Here is a 14,807-nt window from a genome sequence, read left to right as displayed (position 1 = left end):
TTTTTTTCACATTAGTCATGCCCAGCCACTAAGCGGGCAAGTGCGTTTTGGAATAAGCGTCACGATCTATATCAAGGACTTCAACACACAGTTGAATATCCACGCCTGGCGTGCCCGGAATCGCTTCTTTGAGCACCTCCAGCAGGCTTGCCGACAATTGTCGCTTCACCTCTGGCGATCGGCCGCTGAGCAGCGCCAGCTTGATATGGGCGAAAGCGCGCTCCTGCAGGGCAGTGCCCACGCGGAAACTGGCCAGGGCCACGGCACGGCTCTTGATGTCCAGTTCATCGGCGAACTGGCCGCTGCCGACCAGCGCGTGGTTCAAGCGCAGCAGCAGGCGATCGACGTCCAGTTCACGCAGGTTTTCACTGTATTCCACGTGGAGATGAGGCATTGCAGGGACCCTCGGCTCAGAAATATTGCAACAGACTGCCTCAACCACGGAACCCGACAAACCCGGCTATCCTCATAGTTCATGACTTCCACCCCAAACCCCCGGAGAGGTGAAGAAATGCCGGTAAAGCACGATCTACTCGCAGACCTGAACATGACCAGGGACGCGTTCGATGCCAAAAAGAAAACCGACGCACGGCTCAGCGACCTGCACGACAAGTACAACGCCATCGACACCGAGGTGCTCAAGGCAGAATCGAGCAGCGCCAGCGACGACCAGATCACCCACCTGCGAAAAAAACGCCTGTTGATCAAAGACGAAATCGTCGCCCATGTGAAATCCTGAGGTCCCGCAGAATAATAAAAAGCCCCGCCTTGCGCGCTATTGGCGGGGCTTCATTTTCCGTATTACTGCTCTTTCAGCGCTTGCAGGGGTTGCTCGGTGCTATCGGCAGCCCCCCAGATTTCTGCATCGATCTTGCCCGCCAGCTCCGGATAATCCTTGGCGTTGAACTCCGGCGTACCCACAGCCTTCTGCGCAAAGTAGTCGCGGGTCAGCTTGACCACCACACCCGACAGCAAGCAGATCGCGATCAGGTTGATGGTCGCCATCAGGCCCATCGCCGCATCGGCCGCATCGAACACCGTGGCCACGCTTTCATAAGCGCCCCAGACCACCATCAACAATGCCGCGGTGCGCAGCACGGTCAGGCCCAGGCGAGTGTTCAGCTGCAGATACACCATGGCGTTTTCGGCATAGGTGTAGTTGCCGATGATTGAGGTGAAGGCAAAGAAGAAGATCGCAATGGCAATAAAGTACTGCCCGGCCCAGCCGATGTGTTCGTTCATCGCCGCCTGGGTCAGCGGTGTGCCGGTCATGTCAGGGCCAGGCACCACACCGGACAGCAGGATCATGATGGCGGTGGCGGTACAGATCAGCAACGTATCGATGAACACGCCCAGGGCCTGGACAAAGCCTTGCGAGGAGGGATGGTGAGGATTGGGGGTCGCCACCGCGGCAATGTTCGGCGCCGAGCCCATACCCGCTTCGTTGGAGAACAGGCCGCGCTTGACGCCATTGAGCAAGGCCCCGGCCACACCGCCAACCGCCGACTCGATGCCGAAGGCACTCTTGACGATCAGCATCAGCACGCCCGGTACTTCATCCAGATTGGTCACGATCACATAGACCGCCACCAGCAGGTAAGCACCGGCCATGAACGGCACGATCCATTCGGCAATACGCGCGATTTTCTTGATGCCGCCGAAAATCACCAGCCCGGCCAGCACGGCCACCACCACACCCGTGGTCAGCTTCGGCACACCAAAGGCGCCCAGCGTTGCATCGGCAATGGAATTGGCCTGCACTGCGCCAAACACCAGGCCGAAAGCGATAATCAGGCAGACCGAAAAAATCGCCGCCGCCCAAGGCGCATTCAAACCCTTGGCGATATAGAACGCTGGACCACCGCGATACTCACCCTTGCTGTTACGGACTTTGTACAGCTGCGCCAGGGTGCTTTCCGCGTAGGCTGTGGCCATGCCCAGCGAGGCCACCACCCACATCCAGAACACTGCACCCGGCCCGCCGAGGGTAATGGCTACCGCCACACCCGCAAGGTTACCGGTACCGACCCGCGAGGCCAGGCTGGTGCACAACGCCTGAAACGGCGTGATGCCACCTGGATCGTTCGCCGGTGCGCGCAGCACCGAGCGGAAGAACTCGGGCAGATGGCGAAACTGGATAAAGCCCAAGCGGACAGTGAAGTAGATACCTGCAGCCAGCAGGCCATAGATCAGGACATACCCCCAGAAAAAGGTATTCAGTGTGTTGATCACGGCTGTCATTGTCTGTTCCCAAATAAAGCGCAGGGCCGTAAAGCGCCCTGCTCAGTCTGTAAAGCAACCGGCGCCAGAGGACGACCCGTGCCTTTTCAATATGAATGGCCTGGAACAATGGGAAATGCCCACTGCTTCAGTAATCACTTCGGCACCACCGCCAGGGTGATGAATGATGTCGAGCGCGAGGGCTCGGATTGACCAGCATGCAGGAGCAAATGCGCCGGTCTGATGTTGAAGCCGGGCATATTAACAGATCTCACGGCTGCCTTCCCAAAGGGCCGGCTGCCTGGAGATAACACCCAAGCAAGAATTGGCCAATAGTGTGAGCAGGAAAATGACACCAGGCATGTAGGGCAAAGCCGATCATCGCGGAAACTACCCGCGATGATGCACTGAGTTTTAGATGAGTTACGGCGAGGTGAGCGTAATCAGGTAGTTGCCGCTGGTAACCGGTTTGCCTGCGTGATCGACCAGCGCATAGTGTTGATCGTAGTAACGGCCCTCGGCATTCTCGGCCACCAGCTTGACCTGTACTGAAGTGCTACCCAGCGCACTGACTGAAGCCTGTGGATCTATCCGACGCACATCGATGGCAGTTTCCCGAGCCAGTGCGGGACAGCCGTCCATTCGCCAACCGCCTGGCTGGGACGATGTCTGGCAGGATGACTCAACGATGCTGCCGGTAAACCTGATCGTCCCCTGAGCCATCGGGGTTGCAGCCTGGCACACGGCACAAAGACTGAACAGCACGGCCACACTGGTTACCTTCAGCTTACCGCTCATGTAGACACTCCTCAGGAAAAGGTCCTTGCCTTGAGTGTCGGCACATTCAGCAGAACTTTCAGGTCTGTCTGATAGCAAAATTTGCGCACTGCCAAAGGCGTCACAGATTACAGATTTATCCAGCAAGTCCGCGCAAACCTGCTGGTCAGCAACCTAGGGAGCGAGCGTGCCCGCCATCGCGGGCACATGGCAACCACAAAAAATGCAGCAAGTTGCGCCAGGCTGAAGGCATCGAACGGCGCGTCGGGGAGAAAGCACAATGAGCGCAGCAGAGAAACTCGACTTCCAAATCACACCAGGTGCCTGGTTCCGCCAGGACCTGCTGTACCCAGTGTTTGGCCTGAGCACCGAAGCTGTTCGCAAGTACCGCACCCGCGGGCTCTGGCTTGAGGGTAAACATTGGCGTAAGGATCCAGCAAACGTGATCGTCTACAACCGTGTCGCCATTGAACGTTGGATGGAAGGGAAACCATGATCGACAAGATGCCGACAGGCGTTGAAATGAACGGCAAGCAGCTGCGCATCTGGTTCATCTTCAACGGTCAACGGTGCCGGGAGCCTCTGGAAGGGATCTCGAAAGTAAACAAGGCCGCGATCGCCTATGCCGACAATAAGCGCCGCACCATCCTCGCGGAGATCAAAGAGGGCCGCTTCGACTACGCGGCCCACTTCCCCAACTCACCCAGGGCCGCCATGTTCACCGGCACCGGCGGCCCGTCGCTCAAGCGCACAGTGAAGGAAGGCATTGATCGATGGCTGGAGGTTCAGCGCGCCCTCAAAGCATCAAGCACGGTGGTCAACTACGTGAGCAAGGCCGTGCACGTTGAGAACAAGTTCGGCAAACGCCGAATCGTCGACATCAGCAAAAGCGATATCGAATTGTTCCAGGCGCAATTGCTCAAGCAAGGCTTAGCCCCAAAGACAGTGAACGACATCTTCACCGTCGTGCGCGGGGTTTGGGCTGACGCCTTCGGTGACGGCATCCTGAAGGCTAACCCCCTAGACAGGATCAGCAACGTCGGCTCGGATGTCGACCTAGAACATGCCGATCCATTCAGTCGCACCGAGATCGCGCTGATCGGCAAAGCAGATCCCGACCGACGAGCTGACACTCGCATGATCGAGTTCAACTGCTGGGCCGGGCTGTCCCTGTCCGAACTGATTGGACTCGCGGTCGAAGACATTAATCTTGAAACCGGCCTGGTGCACGTACGCCGGGCACTGGTCGTCGGTGAATTCAAAGTCCCCAAAGAACGCTCCAGGGTACGTGTCATCGAAATGATAGATCCAGCCCTCGAACTGATGCGAGAGATTGTTGCCGCAGCCAAGGAAGCACCTGCTGTCGAGATCACCGTTATCCAGCGCGATAACATCACGTCAAGGAAGATGAAAGTTAGATTCCTTTTCAGGAGTTCGACCAGCGGTTTGCTCTGGAGCGGTAAGACCTTGAGCAACTGGTTTACTGCCCATCTGAAAAAGGCAGAGGTGCGTCACCGCGGCGCGAACCAATGTCGCCACACCTTTGCCAGCCAGATGCTGTCGAGCTACGTCCCGGTCGAATGGGTGGCCAGGCAACTGGGGCACGCCGATACAACGATGGTGCGAAAGCATTACGGGAGATGGATACCGAAGGACACCAAGAGCATGGCGGGTATCGTTTCAAAAATGCTCGGCTTTAGAGAGGACTGAAAGCATGCCCACTCAACGTGGGCATGAAAAAATTATTAGCGATTGTCTGGATGTACCGCAGCATTCAGGACAGCAGTAATTTCTTGCGGGCTCATCAATCGATCGATAAGCGTCGCCCTAATTGGTTCAAACACCTGATACATCCGCGCATACATTGTAACGACGGGGCAATGTGAGTTAGCCGTGGCAACCTCTCGCATAGACTGGAATCGCTCAAGATCCTTAACCAGATAACGCGCAGCTGATCGATACTCGGTTTCATTGTTACCGTCATAGCCACGGAACTCAACCTGGTGGCTTGCACGTGGGATTTCAGCCTCGACTAGCGCCCGGTCTTCAGCTGACAGACCATTAAAGCTATCCCGAAGAAATGCGTACATATCTAAGGTATTTACGACAGCAGTCACGTGCGGAGGAGTAACGGTATTCTCGTCTTTAATGTCGTATGCCCAGTCAAGAACCCAAAGATTGTTAGATGCAATAGCGCTGCTAACAAGATCAGGATCGAAACTATCTTCAATCCCAAGCTTCTTGTAGATCGCACAAAGCATTTGCACGGTAAGCCGTTCAATTGCAGTAGGTTGCATTTCCTTGCTCCTAATCCAAGAGCCTACGGAACGAGCCCTTGTCATAAGGGCGATGTAGGCTTGCGCATACTGACAAATTGACATCGATCCCGGAAGTCGAATCAATCAAGCCAATAGGTTTTGATGGCCTATCACGGATTACGGCGGCGTACAGGGACGTTTTTTTGCCCTAAAAATGCCCTAAACGAAACACCAGAAACGAAAAAGCCCCTGTAATCTTCAACGATTACAGGGGCTTAGTCTTATTCAATAATGGCGGAGAGATAGGGATTTGAACCCTAGGTACTGTTGCCAGTACAACGGATTTCGAATCCGTCCCGTTCGGCCACTCCGGCATCTCTCCAGTGGCGCGCATGATACCAGCAGTTTGCCCAAAGGCAAAGCCTGTTTGCGAAAAAAATTCGCGTGGTATCAGGCGCTTGCGTGAACTTGCCGCTTACAGCGGCACGCCCAGGCGTTTGGCAACTTCTTCGTAGGCTTCGATAACGTCGCCCAGACCCTGACGGAAACGGTCCTTGTCCATCTTCTTGCGGGTTTCTTTGTCCCACAGGCGGCAGCCGTCCGGGCTGAACTCGTCGCCCAGAACGATCTCGCCGTGGAATACGCCGAACTCCAGTTTGAAGTCGACCAGCAACAGGCCTGCGTCATCGAACAGCTTGTTCAGCACTTCGTTGACCTTGAGCGACAGGGCTTTCATCTTCACCAGTTGCTCGGCGGTGCCCCAGCCGAAGGCGACAACGTGGGATTCGTTGATGAACGGATCGCCTTTCTCGTCGTTCTTGAGGAACAGTTCGAAGGTCGAAGGCTCAAGCTTGATGCCTTCTTCCACGCCCAGGCGCTTGACCAGGCTGCCGGCGGCGTAGTTACGCACGACGCATTCAACCGGGATCATGTCGAGCTTCTTGACCAGGCACTCGTTGTCGCCCAGCAGCTTGTCGAACTGAGTAGGAATGCCGGCTTCTTCAAGCTTCTGCATGATGAAGGCGTTGAACTTGTTGTTCACCATGCCCTTGCGGTCGAGCTGTTCGATACGCTTGCCGTCGAACGCCGAGGTGTCGTTGCGAAACAGCAGGATCAAGCGGTCAGCGTCGTCGGTTTTGTAAACCGACTTGGCTTTGCCGCGGTAGAGTTCTTCACGTTTTTCCATGATGGGCTCCGCTTGCTAAATAAGATGGGCTAGGCGATTTCGCGCCAGTCGAGCCCGCAATCCTGGTTGGCCACTTGCAGCCAGTCCGGGTCGCACCCGAGGGTGTCGACGAAACATTGCCGGGCCAGCTGTGGCTGGTTGTTCTTGCTACTGAGATGGGCCAGCACCAGATGTTGCAGGTTCTGCCAGTCCAGCTCCGACACCAGGCGAGCGGCCTGGTGGTTGTTCAAATGTCCGTAGTCGCCACCCACCCGCTGCTTGAGAAACATCGGGTAAGGCCCGCGTCCGAGCAGGTCGCGACAGTGGTTGGCCTCGATCAGCAAGGCATCCAGGCCCTGGTAACTTTCCAGCAGGGCTGCGTCGTAGGAGCCGAGGTCGGTCAGCACGCCGAGACGCCGGCTGCCGTCGTCAAACACGTATTGCAACGGCTCCAGCGCATCGTGGCTCACGCCCACGGCACGAATGCTCAAGGCACCGATCTGCAGTGTCTCGTTTGCCGCCAGGAAGCCTGCTGCCTCAACCGGTTTGCGCATGCCGCGCAAGGTGCCGCGGCTGAGGTAGACCGGTACATTGTAGCGCCGTGCCAGCAACCCGACCCCATGCACGTGGTCGGCATGTTCGTGGGTAACCAGTACAGCATTCAACTGCCGGGCAGAAACGCCGAGCAGCGCCAGGCGCCGCTCGGTTTCACGCAGGGAAAAGCCGCAATCAACCAGGACAAGGGTGTTGTCACTGGCGATCAGCGTGCCATTTCCCTGGCTTCCACTTCCAAGTACGGCGAAGCGCACTTAACCCAGGTTGTCCTGAATCACGCTCAGCACGCGGCGGGCGACGTCAGCCGGGGCCACGGTGTTGATGTTCTTCTCGACGGTGACCTGGACGCTGTCGCCGACTTTGCTCAGGCGCACCTGGTAACGTTCGGCACGGGCTTCACGCTCTTCCTTGCTCGGCGCACTGCCGAACAGCTTGCCGAAGAAGCCCGGCTCCTGGTCCTTGGTCTCGGCTTTTTCAGCCAGGTTGATGTAGTACAGGCCCAGGCTGCGGTTGATGTCTTCGACACGCCATTCGCCCTGCTCCAGGGCGCGGCCAACGCTGGACCAGGCGCGATCGAGGTCAGCACCCAGGTTCAGCACCGGGTTGCCGCTACCGTCTTCGCTGAGGCTGACACGGCTAGGCGCATCGAAATCACGTGCGGCGAGCAACGACACCGAACCGCCCTTCTCGGCGCTGCGGGTCATGCTGGCAAGCATTTCGTCGACCAGCATGGCATCGACCCCGGTGTTTTCCGAACGCGCCGGGAAACCAGGCTCGGCGGTACTACCGGCCGGACGCTCGACGCTGACGACATAGACTTCACTGGTGTTGCGTTGCACGCCCGGCTCAATGCGCACGCGGGTACGCACTTCGTTGTCGCGGCTGCTCGAAGCACTGGCCAGGCGGCTGGCCATGGCACCGGAAAGCTCGTCAAAACGCTGCCAGGTGGTGTTGAACTCACCGGTCTGCGGACGCTCTTCAGCGATGCGGAAACCGTTGTCTTCAAAGAACTGCCGGGCCACCGGCCAGACTTCGGCCGGGGCACGCTGGGCCAGGACCCAACGGGCACTGCCGCTCTTCTGCAGGCTGAAGTCACTGATATCGGCACCCGCGCTCAATGGCAGTGGACGCGGCACCTCGAACTCGCCCTTGACGTTGTCGTCGGCGACGTTACGCGGGATCGGCAGCAGCGGATCAAGGCGCTTGGCGCTGCTGATGTCCGGTGGCAGCTGCATCGGCGCCTTCTGCGTGGCCTCCAGATAATCGCTGCCACGGTCACGGAAGTAACCCTCTTCGCCCCACAGCCAGCCACAACCACTGGTGCTGGAGATGATCAAGGCAAGGGCGGAAAGACCAGCCAATCGCTTCATGCGGTGTACGTCCTCAATTAAAACTTCAGGCCGCACTGGCGCATCGCCTGGCGTACCGTATCGTGACAGGATTCGCTCAGCCAGGTCAGCGGCAGGCGGATGCCTTTGTGCATCAGGCCCATTTCGACCAAAGCCCACTTCACCGGAATCGGGTTGGCTTCGATGAACAGGTCCTTGTGCAGGGGCATGAGTTTTTCGTTGATCGCGCGAGCCTTCTCGGCATTGCCCGCAAGGGCGGCTTCGCACAGATCGGCCATTTCGCGCGGGGCGACGTTGGCGGTAACCGAGATGTTGCCTTTGCCGCCCAGCAGGATCAGCTCGACAGCGGTCGGATCATCGCCGGACAGCACGATGAAGTCCTTGCTCACGCCGTCAAGAATGGCCTTGGCGCGCTTCAGGTCGCCGGTGGCTTCTTTGATACCGATGATGTTCGGCACGCTCGACAGACGGATCACGGTCTCGGCCTGCATGTCGCAGGAGGTGCGGCCAGGAACGTTGTAGAGGATCTGCGGGATGTCGACGGCTTCGGCAATGTGCTTGAAATGCTGGTACAAGCCTTCCTGGGTCGGCTTGTTGTAGTACGGCACCACCAGCAGGCAGGCATCGGCGCCGGCATTCTTGGCGTTGCGGGTCAGGTGCACGGCCTCAGTGGTGGAGTTCGCGCCGGTGCCGGCGATCACCGGTACGGGGTGCTTGCTGTGCTTGACGCGCTCGACCACGTGTTTGATGACCAGGATGTGCTCTTCGACATCCAGGGTCGCGGACTCACCAGTGGTGCCGACTGCAACGATCGCATGGGTGCCGTTTTCCAGGTGGAAGTCTACAAGTTTGTCGAGGCTGTCCCAATCAAGACGCCCTTGTGCATCCATGGGTGTGACCAATGCCACCATACTGCCCGCAATCATGAAACTGCTCCTGCCGGAAAAAGAGAGCGGTAATGGTACTGGCGCCATCGGCCTTGCACAAGCGAAGCAGGCGCCTGGAGCATTCCCCTCGGCGGCCATTTTCGCTACCCTTCTCTCTTTGATCGGTACACAGCGGCCCGCCGGGCTGCCGACAACCTGCGCAGGCAGTGCCCAAAGCCTCGATCCTGAGCCCCGGGACCACGCCCTCCCGCCATTCTGACCCGTCAGGTACCGACCGCTCATCGCTTTAGGAATGCTGCATGTCCACCCCCACCGTTCGCGAACAATTCCTTGTCATCAGCGCCCTGGGTGCCAATCCCATGGAGCTGACCAACATTCTGTGCCGGGCCAGCAACGACAATCGCTGCTCGGTCGTCACCTCGCGCCTGACCCGTCACGGCGAATGCAGCGCGCTGGTCCTGCAGGTTTCCGGCAGCTGGGACGCCCTGGCGCGCTTCGAGGGCGCCCTGCCGGGCCTGGCCAAAAAGCACACCTTCACGGTGAATGTGGTGCGTAGCGCGGAGCTGGACGTGCGCCCGCTGGCCCTGCCGTATGTGGCCTATGTCAGCGCCGCCTATCGCCCGGACATCATCAACGAGCTGTGCCAGTTTTTCATCGACCACCATGTCGAACTGGAAAACCTGACCTGCGACACCTACCAGGCACCCCAGACCGGCGGCACCATGCTCAACGCCACGTTCACCGTGACCCTGCCGGCCGGCACCCAGATCAGCTGGCTGCGTGACCAGTTCCTGGACTTCTCCGATGCCCTGAACCTGGATGCGCTGATCGAACCCTGGCGCCCACAGAACCCACTGTAAGGAAGCTTTCCATGGCCGTTGAACTCGACCAACCCGTCGCCGATTTCCAGGCCTTGGCCACCAGCGGCCAGAGCGTCAGCCTGGCTGAACTCAAGGGCAAGCAGGTGGTGATCTACTTCTATCCCAAGGACAGCACCCCGGGCTGCACCACCGAAGGCCAGGGCTTTCGTGACCAGCACGAGGCTTTCGAAGCGGCCAACACCGTGGTATTCGGTGTTTCACGTGATGGCATCAAGTCCCACGAGAACTTCAAGGCCAAGCAGGCGTTCCCGTTCGAGCTGATCAGCGACAAGGACGAAACCCTGTGCCAGCTGTTCGACGTGATCAAGCTGAAAAAGCTCTACGGCAAGGAATACCTGGGCGTTGATCGCAGCACCTTCCTGATCGACAAGAACGGCATACTGCGCAAGGCATGGCGCGGGGTGAAGGTGCCGGGGCATGTGGATGCGGTGCTGGCTGAAGCGCAGGCACTGAACAAGGCCTGAGGCCATCGCGGGGCAAGCCCGCGATGCTTTCAAAGCAGAGGCGCGACAGCAGGCTCTTGCCTCGGCCAGGCATCAAGTACTGCCTTGAACAAGGTCGCCAGCGGAATCGCGAAAAAGATCCCCCAGAAGCCCCACAGCCCACCAAACAGCAACACTGCGCAGATGATCGCCACCGGGTGCAAGCTCACCGCTTCAGAGAACAACAGCGGTACCAGCACGTTGCCATCAAGCGCCTGGATGATCGCGTACACCGCCATCAGGTAGATGAACTGATCACCCCAGCCCCACTGGAACAGCGCGATCAGGGTGACCGGCACCGTCACCACCACTGCGCCGACATACGGCACCACCACCGACAAACCCACCAGCAACGCCAGCAACGCCGCATAGTTGAGCCCCAGGGCAATGAAGGCGATGTAGGTCGCCACGCCACAGATCAGGATCTCGATGCCTTTGCCGCGGATGTAATTGGCAATCTGCCGGTTCATCTCCTCGGCCACCCGGGTCATCAACGCCCGCTCACGCGGCAGGTAACCGCTGACCCAACGGGCAATCAGCTCGCGGTCCTTGAGAAAGAAGAACACCAGGATCGGCACCAGCACCAGGTAGATCATGATGTTGACCAGCAACGGCAGGCTGGAGAGCGAAAAGGTCAATGCCCACTGCCCGAACTTGCCGATTTCCCCGCGCATGACTTCGATCGCGCGCAACACCTGCTCATCGGAAACCAGGTGCGGATAGCGCTCGGGCAACAGCAGCAACAGCGATTGCCACTTGCCCAGCATGCCCGGCAGCTCGTTGAACAGGGTGATCAACTGATGCCAGAGCAACGGCACCAGAACCAGCAAGAACACCGCCAGGGCGCCCATGAACAGGGTGAAGACCAGGCCGACGGCATAGCGGGTCGGCACCCGCAGACGCTCCAGGGCATTGACCAGCCCCTGCATGAGGAACGCCAGGACCATACCGGCAAGCACCGGAGCAAGCATACCGCCCAGGGTCAGGACGGCGGTGAAGGCCAGAACCAGCAAGACCGCCAATACCACTGCTTCTTCATCCGAGAAGTAGCGTTGCATCCAGTCGCGAAGCACCTTGAACATTGACGATCCTTAGGAGAGAAAACTCAGGCTTTGCGCAGCCAGTAGGTGTACACACCTTCCTCGGCTGTTTCGAGCAGCAGCGTATGACCGGCCAATTTGGCAAAAGTGCGAAAATCGCGCTGCGATCCGGCGTCGGTGGCCAGCACTTTGAGCACGGCGCCACTGGCCAGGCGATTGAGTTCCATCTTCGCCTTGAGCAACGGTAGCGGGCAGTTCAGGCCGCAAGCATCGAGTTCGGCATCAAAAGTCGGGGTATCGCTCATCGGGGGCTCCAGGCAGGCACGTTCGACCAAGCTTGGTAGAATACCGCCACTGGTCGCCAACGTGTGAGCCAGCTACAGTAAGGTTCTTTGTCGACCAGAGCTTCGTGCATGAATTTACTGCGCCCCACCCTGCTGACGCTGGCCTGCTTGATGGCGCTGCCCAGTCATGCCGACGACCTGCCGTCACTTGGCGACGCCAGTTCTGCCATTGTTTCCCCGCAACAGGAACATCAGTTGGGCCGCGCCTGGCTCAGCTTGCTGCGGGGCAATGTCAACCAACTGAACGATCCCCAGCTCAAGGACTATGTCGAAACCAGCGTCTATCGCCTGGCTGAAACCAGCCAGCTGCAGGACCGCCGCCTGGAATTCATTCTTATCGACAGCCGCGAGCTCAACGCCTTTGCCGCCCCTGGCGGGATTGTCGGGGTCAACGGCGGGCTGTTCCTCAATGCCCAGACCGAAGGCGAATATGCCTCGGTACTGGCCCACGAACTGGCGCACTTGTCACAACGCCACTTTGCCCGTGGTGTCGAAGCCCAGCAGCGCATGCAACTGCCGATGATGGGCGCACTGCTGATCGGCATCGTCGCTGCCGCAGCCGGTGCCGGCGACGCCGGTATCGCCGCGATTGCCGGCACCCAGGCCGCCGCCATCCAGGAACAGCGGCGCTTCTCCCGGCAGAACGAACAGGAAGCCGACCGCATCGGTATCCTCAACCTGGAAAAGGCCGGCTACGATCCACGCAACATGCCGAGCATGTTCGAACGCCTGATGCGTCAGTACCGCTACGACGCCAAGCCGCCGGAATTTCTCCTGACGCACCCGGTGACCGAATCGCGTATCGCCGACACGCGCAACCGCGCAGAACAAGCGCCCCAGGGTGGCACCGAAGACAGTAAGCGTTATCAGTTGATCCGCGCCCGTGTCGCGCTGATCTATGAAGGCACCCCTGGCCTTGCCGCCAAACGCTTCCGTGCCCAACTGGATGAGGATCCGAAGCTCGACTCGGCCCGCTACGGCCTGGCCCTTGCCCTGATCAAAGGGGGGCGCCTCAACGAGGCGCGTGAGGCGCTCAAGCCTTTGCTGGACAAGGCACCCAACGACGTCACCTACAACCTGGCGCAGATCGACCTGGACGTCACCAACAATCGCCTGGCCGATGCTCAGCAGCGGGTCGAGCGCATGCGTGCGCAGTACCCGGCGAACTACCCGCTGCAGCAGGCGCGGATTGACCTGCTGCTCAAGCAGAACCGTCCGGCAGAAGCGGAAAAAGCCCTGGATGCTTTGCTCAAGAACCGCCCGTATGATCCGGACGTGTGGTACGACGTGGCCGAGGTTCGCGGGCTGTCCGGCAACACCATCGGCCTGCACCAGGCGCGTGCCGAGTACTTTGCCCTGGTGGGCGACTTTGACCAGGCGCTGCAGCAGCTCGACTATGCCAAGCAACGGGCCGGCAACAACTTTGTGCTGGCGTCGAAGATCGATGCGCGTCAGCGCGAGTTGCTGGAGCAGCAGCGGATGGTCAAGGACATGATGCGCTGAGACTGCTCAGGGTCACAGGCTATTGTAGGAGCGGATTCATCCGCGAAGGACTGTGCAACAGTCCCATTTCCCGGGGCCGCTGCGCGGCCCTTCGCGGATAAATCCCCACAACGGCCCTCAGGCGTTGCCCGAAAGCTTCATCCGCGCCGCCTGGGTAAAGTCAAGCATGCGCTTGAGCGGCTTGATGGCCTGGGGAATCAGCGCAGGTTCAACGAAGATCTCGTTGCTGCCCTCTCGCAGGCACTGCAAGGTGCGCTCCAGGGTGTTCATGGCCATCCACGGGCAGTGGGCGCAGCTGCGGCAGGCCGCACCGTTGCCGGCCGTAGGCGCCTCGATGAAGACCTTGTCCGGACACAACTGCTGCATCTTGTAGAAGATGCCGCGGTCGGTGGCGACGATGAAGGTCTTGTTCGGCAGGGTTTGCGCAGCTGCAATCAGCTGACTGGTGGAGCCAACGGCATCTGCCAGATCGATCACCGCCTCCGGCGACTCCGGATGCACCAGGATCGCCGCATCGGGGTACAGCGCCTTCATGTCCGCCAACTGGCGCGACTTGAACTCTTCATGAACGATGCAGGCGCCATCCCAGAGCAGCATGTCGGCACCGGTCTGTTTCTGGATGTAGCGACCCAGGTGCTGGTCCGGGCCCCAGATGATGGTTTCGCCGTTGTCCATCAGGCTCTCGACGATTTCCAGGGCGCAGCTGGAGGTCACCACCCAGTCGGCACGGGCTTTGACCGCCGCCGAGGTGTTGGCATAAACCACCACGGTGCGCTCCGGGTGCTTGTCGCAGAACGCCGAAAACTCTTCCACCGGGCAGCCCAGGTCGAGCGAACAGGTCGCTTCCAGGGTCGGCATCAGCACGCGCTTTTCCGGGTTGAGGATTTTCGCCGTCTCGCCCATGAAGCGCACACCGGCGACAATCACCGTGCTGGCTTGGTGCTTGTTGCCAAAGCGGGCCATTTCCAGCGAGTCGGACACGCAGCCGCCGGTCTCCTCGGCCAGTGCCTGGATCACCGGATCACAGTAGTAATGGGCAACCAGCACCGCGTTCTGCGCCTTGAGTTCGGCGGCGATGGCGGCGCGGTAGTCGGCCTCTTGCTCGGGTGTCAGCGGCTTGGGCTGCTTGGCATCGAGGTGGGCTTGGACCAAAAGGCGTTCGGAAATATGGGTCATGATCGCTGGACCTGCAGGCGCTTGTGCGCGTAAGTCGAGTGTATCACCGAGCCCTGGCAAATCGGCTACAGGCTCCGCATACAAGGCGCTGAACGGCGCTGCAGGCAGAACCAAAGACCTTCTGCGGCCTCGGGTTTTTATGGGATGCCGAAGGCTACAGATAATCGGAT

The 14,807-nt window shown here is 59.4% G+C and carries 17 protein-coding genes and 1 tRNA gene; 6 read left to right on the top strand and 12 right to left on the bottom strand.

Annotation, left to right across the window (positions count from 1 at the left end; all coding sequences use genetic code 11):
• Window positions 1-28: 28 nt before the first annotated feature.
• Complete coding sequence (locus ACRESH_RS09665; protein ID WP_431741773.1) at window positions 29-394, bottom strand: 5-carboxymethyl-2-hydroxymuconate Delta-isomerase; 366 nt, start codon at window positions 392-394, stop codon at window positions 29-31.
• Between the two features lie 117 nt (window positions 395-511).
• On the opposite strand from ACRESH_RS09665, the gene ACRESH_RS09660 reads away from it, so the two are divergent.
• The gene (locus ACRESH_RS09660; RefSeq protein WP_431741772.1) at window positions 512-739 is read left to right on the top strand and encodes a YdcH family protein; all 228 of its coding nucleotides are present in this window, start codon (window positions 512-514) and stop codon (window positions 737-739) included.
• A 62-nt stretch (window positions 740-801) separates the two neighbouring features.
• Here the strand turns inward: ACRESH_RS09660 and ACRESH_RS09655 are convergent, their stop codons facing one another.
• Together ACRESH_RS09655 and ACRESH_RS09650 are read right to left on the bottom strand one after the other, a co-directional pair.
• Window positions 802-2,241 carry an alanine/glycine:cation symporter family protein gene (locus ACRESH_RS09655; RefSeq protein ID WP_431741771.1) on the bottom strand — a complete coding sequence of 480 codons (1,440 nt, stop codon included), beginning with the start codon at window positions 2,239-2,241 and terminating at the stop codon, window positions 802-804.
• A gap of 402 nt (window positions 2,242-2,643) precedes the next feature.
• A complete protein-coding gene (locus tag ACRESH_RS09650) occupies window positions 2,644-3,018 on the bottom strand; it encodes a type 1 fimbrial protein (protein ID WP_431741770.1) in 375 nt (124 codons plus the stop codon).
• A gap of 259 nt (window positions 3,019-3,277) precedes the next feature.
• Here ACRESH_RS09650 and xisR point away from each other — a divergent pair, with 259 nt between their 5' ends.
• Entirely contained in the window at window positions 3,278-3,493 is a 216-nt protein-coding gene (gene xisR, locus ACRESH_RS09645; RefSeq protein ID WP_431741769.1) for an excisionase family protein, read from the top strand.
• Window positions 3,490-4,707 carry an Arm DNA-binding domain-containing protein gene (locus tag ACRESH_RS09640; RefSeq protein ID WP_431741768.1) on the top strand — a complete coding sequence of 406 codons (1,218 nt, stop codon included), beginning with the start codon at window positions 3,490-3,492 and terminating at the stop codon, window positions 4,705-4,707. The genes xisR and ACRESH_RS09640 overlap by 4 nt, the downstream gene beginning before the upstream one ends.
• Before the next feature lie 35 nt (window positions 4,708-4,742).
• Here the strand turns inward: ACRESH_RS09640 and ACRESH_RS09635 are convergent, their stop codons facing one another.
• The 6 genes from ACRESH_RS09635 to dapA all read right to left on the bottom strand — a co-directional run bounded on the left by ACRESH_RS09635 (window position 4,743) and on the right by dapA (window position 9,250).
• Window positions 4,743-5,294, bottom strand: coding sequence for a YfbU family protein (locus ACRESH_RS09635; RefSeq protein ID WP_431741767.1), 552 nt, complete (start codon window positions 5,292-5,294; stop codon window positions 4,743-4,745).
• A gap of 253 nt (window positions 5,295-5,547) precedes the next feature.
• Window positions 5,548-5,637, bottom strand: a tRNA-Ser gene (locus tag ACRESH_RS09630).
• Window positions 5,638-5,730: 93 nt separating this feature from the next.
• Window positions 5,731-6,441 carry a phosphoribosylaminoimidazolesuccinocarboxamide synthase gene (gene purC, locus ACRESH_RS09625; RefSeq protein ID WP_038613804.1) on the bottom strand — a complete coding sequence of 237 codons (711 nt, stop codon included), beginning with the start codon at window positions 6,439-6,441 and terminating at the stop codon, window positions 5,731-5,733.
• A 29-nt stretch (window positions 6,442-6,470) separates the two neighbouring features.
• Window positions 6,471-7,229 carry an MBL fold metallo-hydrolase gene (locus ACRESH_RS09620; protein ID WP_431741766.1) on the bottom strand — a complete coding sequence of 253 codons (759 nt, stop codon included), beginning with the start codon at window positions 7,227-7,229 and terminating at the stop codon, window positions 6,471-6,473.
• Window positions 7,230-8,345, bottom strand: a complete 1,116-nt coding sequence (gene bamC, locus ACRESH_RS09615) for an outer membrane protein assembly factor BamC (RefSeq protein WP_431741765.1) — start codon at window positions 8,343-8,345, stop codon at window positions 7,230-7,232.
• 17 nt (window positions 8,346-8,362) lie between these two features.
• Window positions 8,363-9,250, bottom strand: coding sequence for a 4-hydroxy-tetrahydrodipicolinate synthase (gene dapA, locus ACRESH_RS09610; RefSeq protein WP_431741764.1), 888 nt, complete (start codon window positions 9,248-9,250; stop codon window positions 8,363-8,365).
• Window positions 9,251-9,510: 260 nt separating this feature from the next.
• On the opposite strand from dapA, the gene ACRESH_RS09605 reads away from it, so the two are divergent.
• Together ACRESH_RS09605 and ACRESH_RS09600 are read left to right on the top strand one after the other, a co-directional pair.
• Window positions 9,511-10,071: a glycine cleavage system protein R gene (locus tag ACRESH_RS09605; RefSeq protein ID WP_431741763.1), complete on the top strand. Its 561-nt coding sequence runs from the start codon at window positions 9,511-9,513 to the stop codon at window positions 10,069-10,071.
• A gap of 11 nt (window positions 10,072-10,082) precedes the next feature.
• Complete coding sequence (locus ACRESH_RS09600) at window positions 10,083-10,556, top strand: peroxiredoxin (protein WP_431741762.1); 474 nt, start codon at window positions 10,083-10,085, stop codon at window positions 10,554-10,556.
• A 29-nt stretch (window positions 10,557-10,585) separates the two neighbouring features.
• On the opposite strand, the gene ACRESH_RS09595 is transcribed toward ACRESH_RS09600, so the two are convergent.
• Complete coding sequence (locus tag ACRESH_RS09595) at window positions 10,586-11,656, bottom strand: AI-2E family transporter (protein ID WP_431741761.1); 1,071 nt, start codon at window positions 11,654-11,656, stop codon at window positions 10,586-10,588.
• Between the two features lie 23 nt (window positions 11,657-11,679).
• Entirely contained in the window at window positions 11,680-11,919 is a 240-nt protein-coding gene (locus ACRESH_RS09590) for a sulfurtransferase TusA family protein (protein WP_431741760.1), read from the bottom strand.
• A gap of 108 nt (window positions 11,920-12,027) precedes the next feature.
• Here ACRESH_RS09590 and ACRESH_RS09585 point away from each other — a divergent pair, with 108 nt between their 5' ends.
• Window positions 12,028-13,461 carry a M48 family metalloprotease gene (locus tag ACRESH_RS09585; protein WP_431741759.1) on the top strand — a complete coding sequence of 478 codons (1,434 nt, stop codon included), beginning with the start codon at window positions 12,028-12,030 and terminating at the stop codon, window positions 13,459-13,461.
• Window positions 13,462-13,578: 117 nt separating this feature from the next.
• Here ACRESH_RS09585 and nadA read toward each other — a convergent pair whose 3' ends face one another.
• Complete coding sequence (gene nadA / locus ACRESH_RS09580) at window positions 13,579-14,637, bottom strand: quinolinate synthase NadA (RefSeq protein ID WP_431741758.1); 1,059 nt, start codon at window positions 14,635-14,637, stop codon at window positions 13,579-13,581.
• Window positions 14,638-14,807: the final 170 nt, after the last annotated feature.

The sequence above is a fragment of the Pseudomonas sp. genome (assembly GCF_050739775.1).
GTDB lineage: Bacteria > Pseudomonadota > Gammaproteobacteria > Pseudomonadales > Pseudomonadaceae > Aquipseudomonas.
This window is presented reverse-complemented; position numbering and strand designations above follow the sequence as displayed.

Bases quoted from the DNA above. Each gene is read 5' to 3' on its own strand.
- ACRESH_RS09665 (WP_431741773.1), bottom strand. From the start codon at position 394: ATGCCTCATCTCCACGTGGAATACAGTGAAAACCTGCGTGAACTGGAC.
- ACRESH_RS09600 (WP_431741762.1), top strand. From the start codon at position 10,083: ATGGCCGTTGAACTCGACCAACCCGTCGCCGATTTCCAGGCCTTGGCC.
- ACRESH_RS09585 (WP_431741759.1), top strand. From the start codon at position 12,028: ATGAATTTACTGCGCCCCACCCTGCTGACGCTGGCCTGCTTGATGGCG.
- purC (WP_038613804.1), bottom strand. From the start codon at position 6,441: ATGGAAAAACGTGAAGAACTCTACCGCGGCAAAGCCAAGTCGGTTTAC.
- ACRESH_RS09655 (WP_431741771.1), bottom strand. From the start codon at position 2,241: ATGACAGCCGTGATCAACACACTGAATACCTTTTTCTGGGGGTATGTC.
- ACRESH_RS09590 (WP_431741760.1), bottom strand. From the start codon at position 11,919: ATGAGCGATACCCCGACTTTTGATGCCGAACTCGATGCTTGCGGCCTG.
- nadA (WP_431741758.1), bottom strand. From the start codon at position 14,637: ATGACCCATATTTCCGAACGCCTTTTGGTCCAAGCCCACCTCGATGCC.
- ACRESH_RS09650 (WP_431741770.1), bottom strand. From the start codon at position 3,018: ATGAGCGGTAAGCTGAAGGTAACCAGTGTGGCCGTGCTGTTCAGTCTT.
- xisR (WP_431741769.1), top strand. From the start codon at position 3,278: ATGAGCGCAGCAGAGAAACTCGACTTCCAAATCACACCAGGTGCCTGG.
- bamC (WP_431741765.1), bottom strand. From the start codon at position 8,345: ATGAAGCGATTGGCTGGTCTTTCCGCCCTTGCCTTGATCATCTCCAGC.
- ACRESH_RS09595 (WP_431741761.1), bottom strand. From the start codon at position 11,656: ATGTTCAAGGTGCTTCGCGACTGGATGCAACGCTACTTCTCGGATGAA.
- ACRESH_RS09660 (WP_431741772.1), top strand. From the start codon at position 512: ATGCCGGTAAAGCACGATCTACTCGCAGACCTGAACATGACCAGGGAC.
- dapA (WP_431741764.1), bottom strand. From the start codon at position 9,250: ATGATTGCGGGCAGTATGGTGGCATTGGTCACACCCATGGATGCACAA.
- ACRESH_RS09640 (WP_431741768.1), top strand. From the start codon at position 3,490: ATGATCGACAAGATGCCGACAGGCGTTGAAATGAACGGCAAGCAGCTG.
- ACRESH_RS09635 (WP_431741767.1), bottom strand. From the start codon at position 5,294: ATGCAACCTACTGCAATTGAACGGCTTACCGTGCAAATGCTTTGTGCG.
- ACRESH_RS09605 (WP_431741763.1), top strand. From the start codon at position 9,511: ATGTCCACCCCCACCGTTCGCGAACAATTCCTTGTCATCAGCGCCCTG.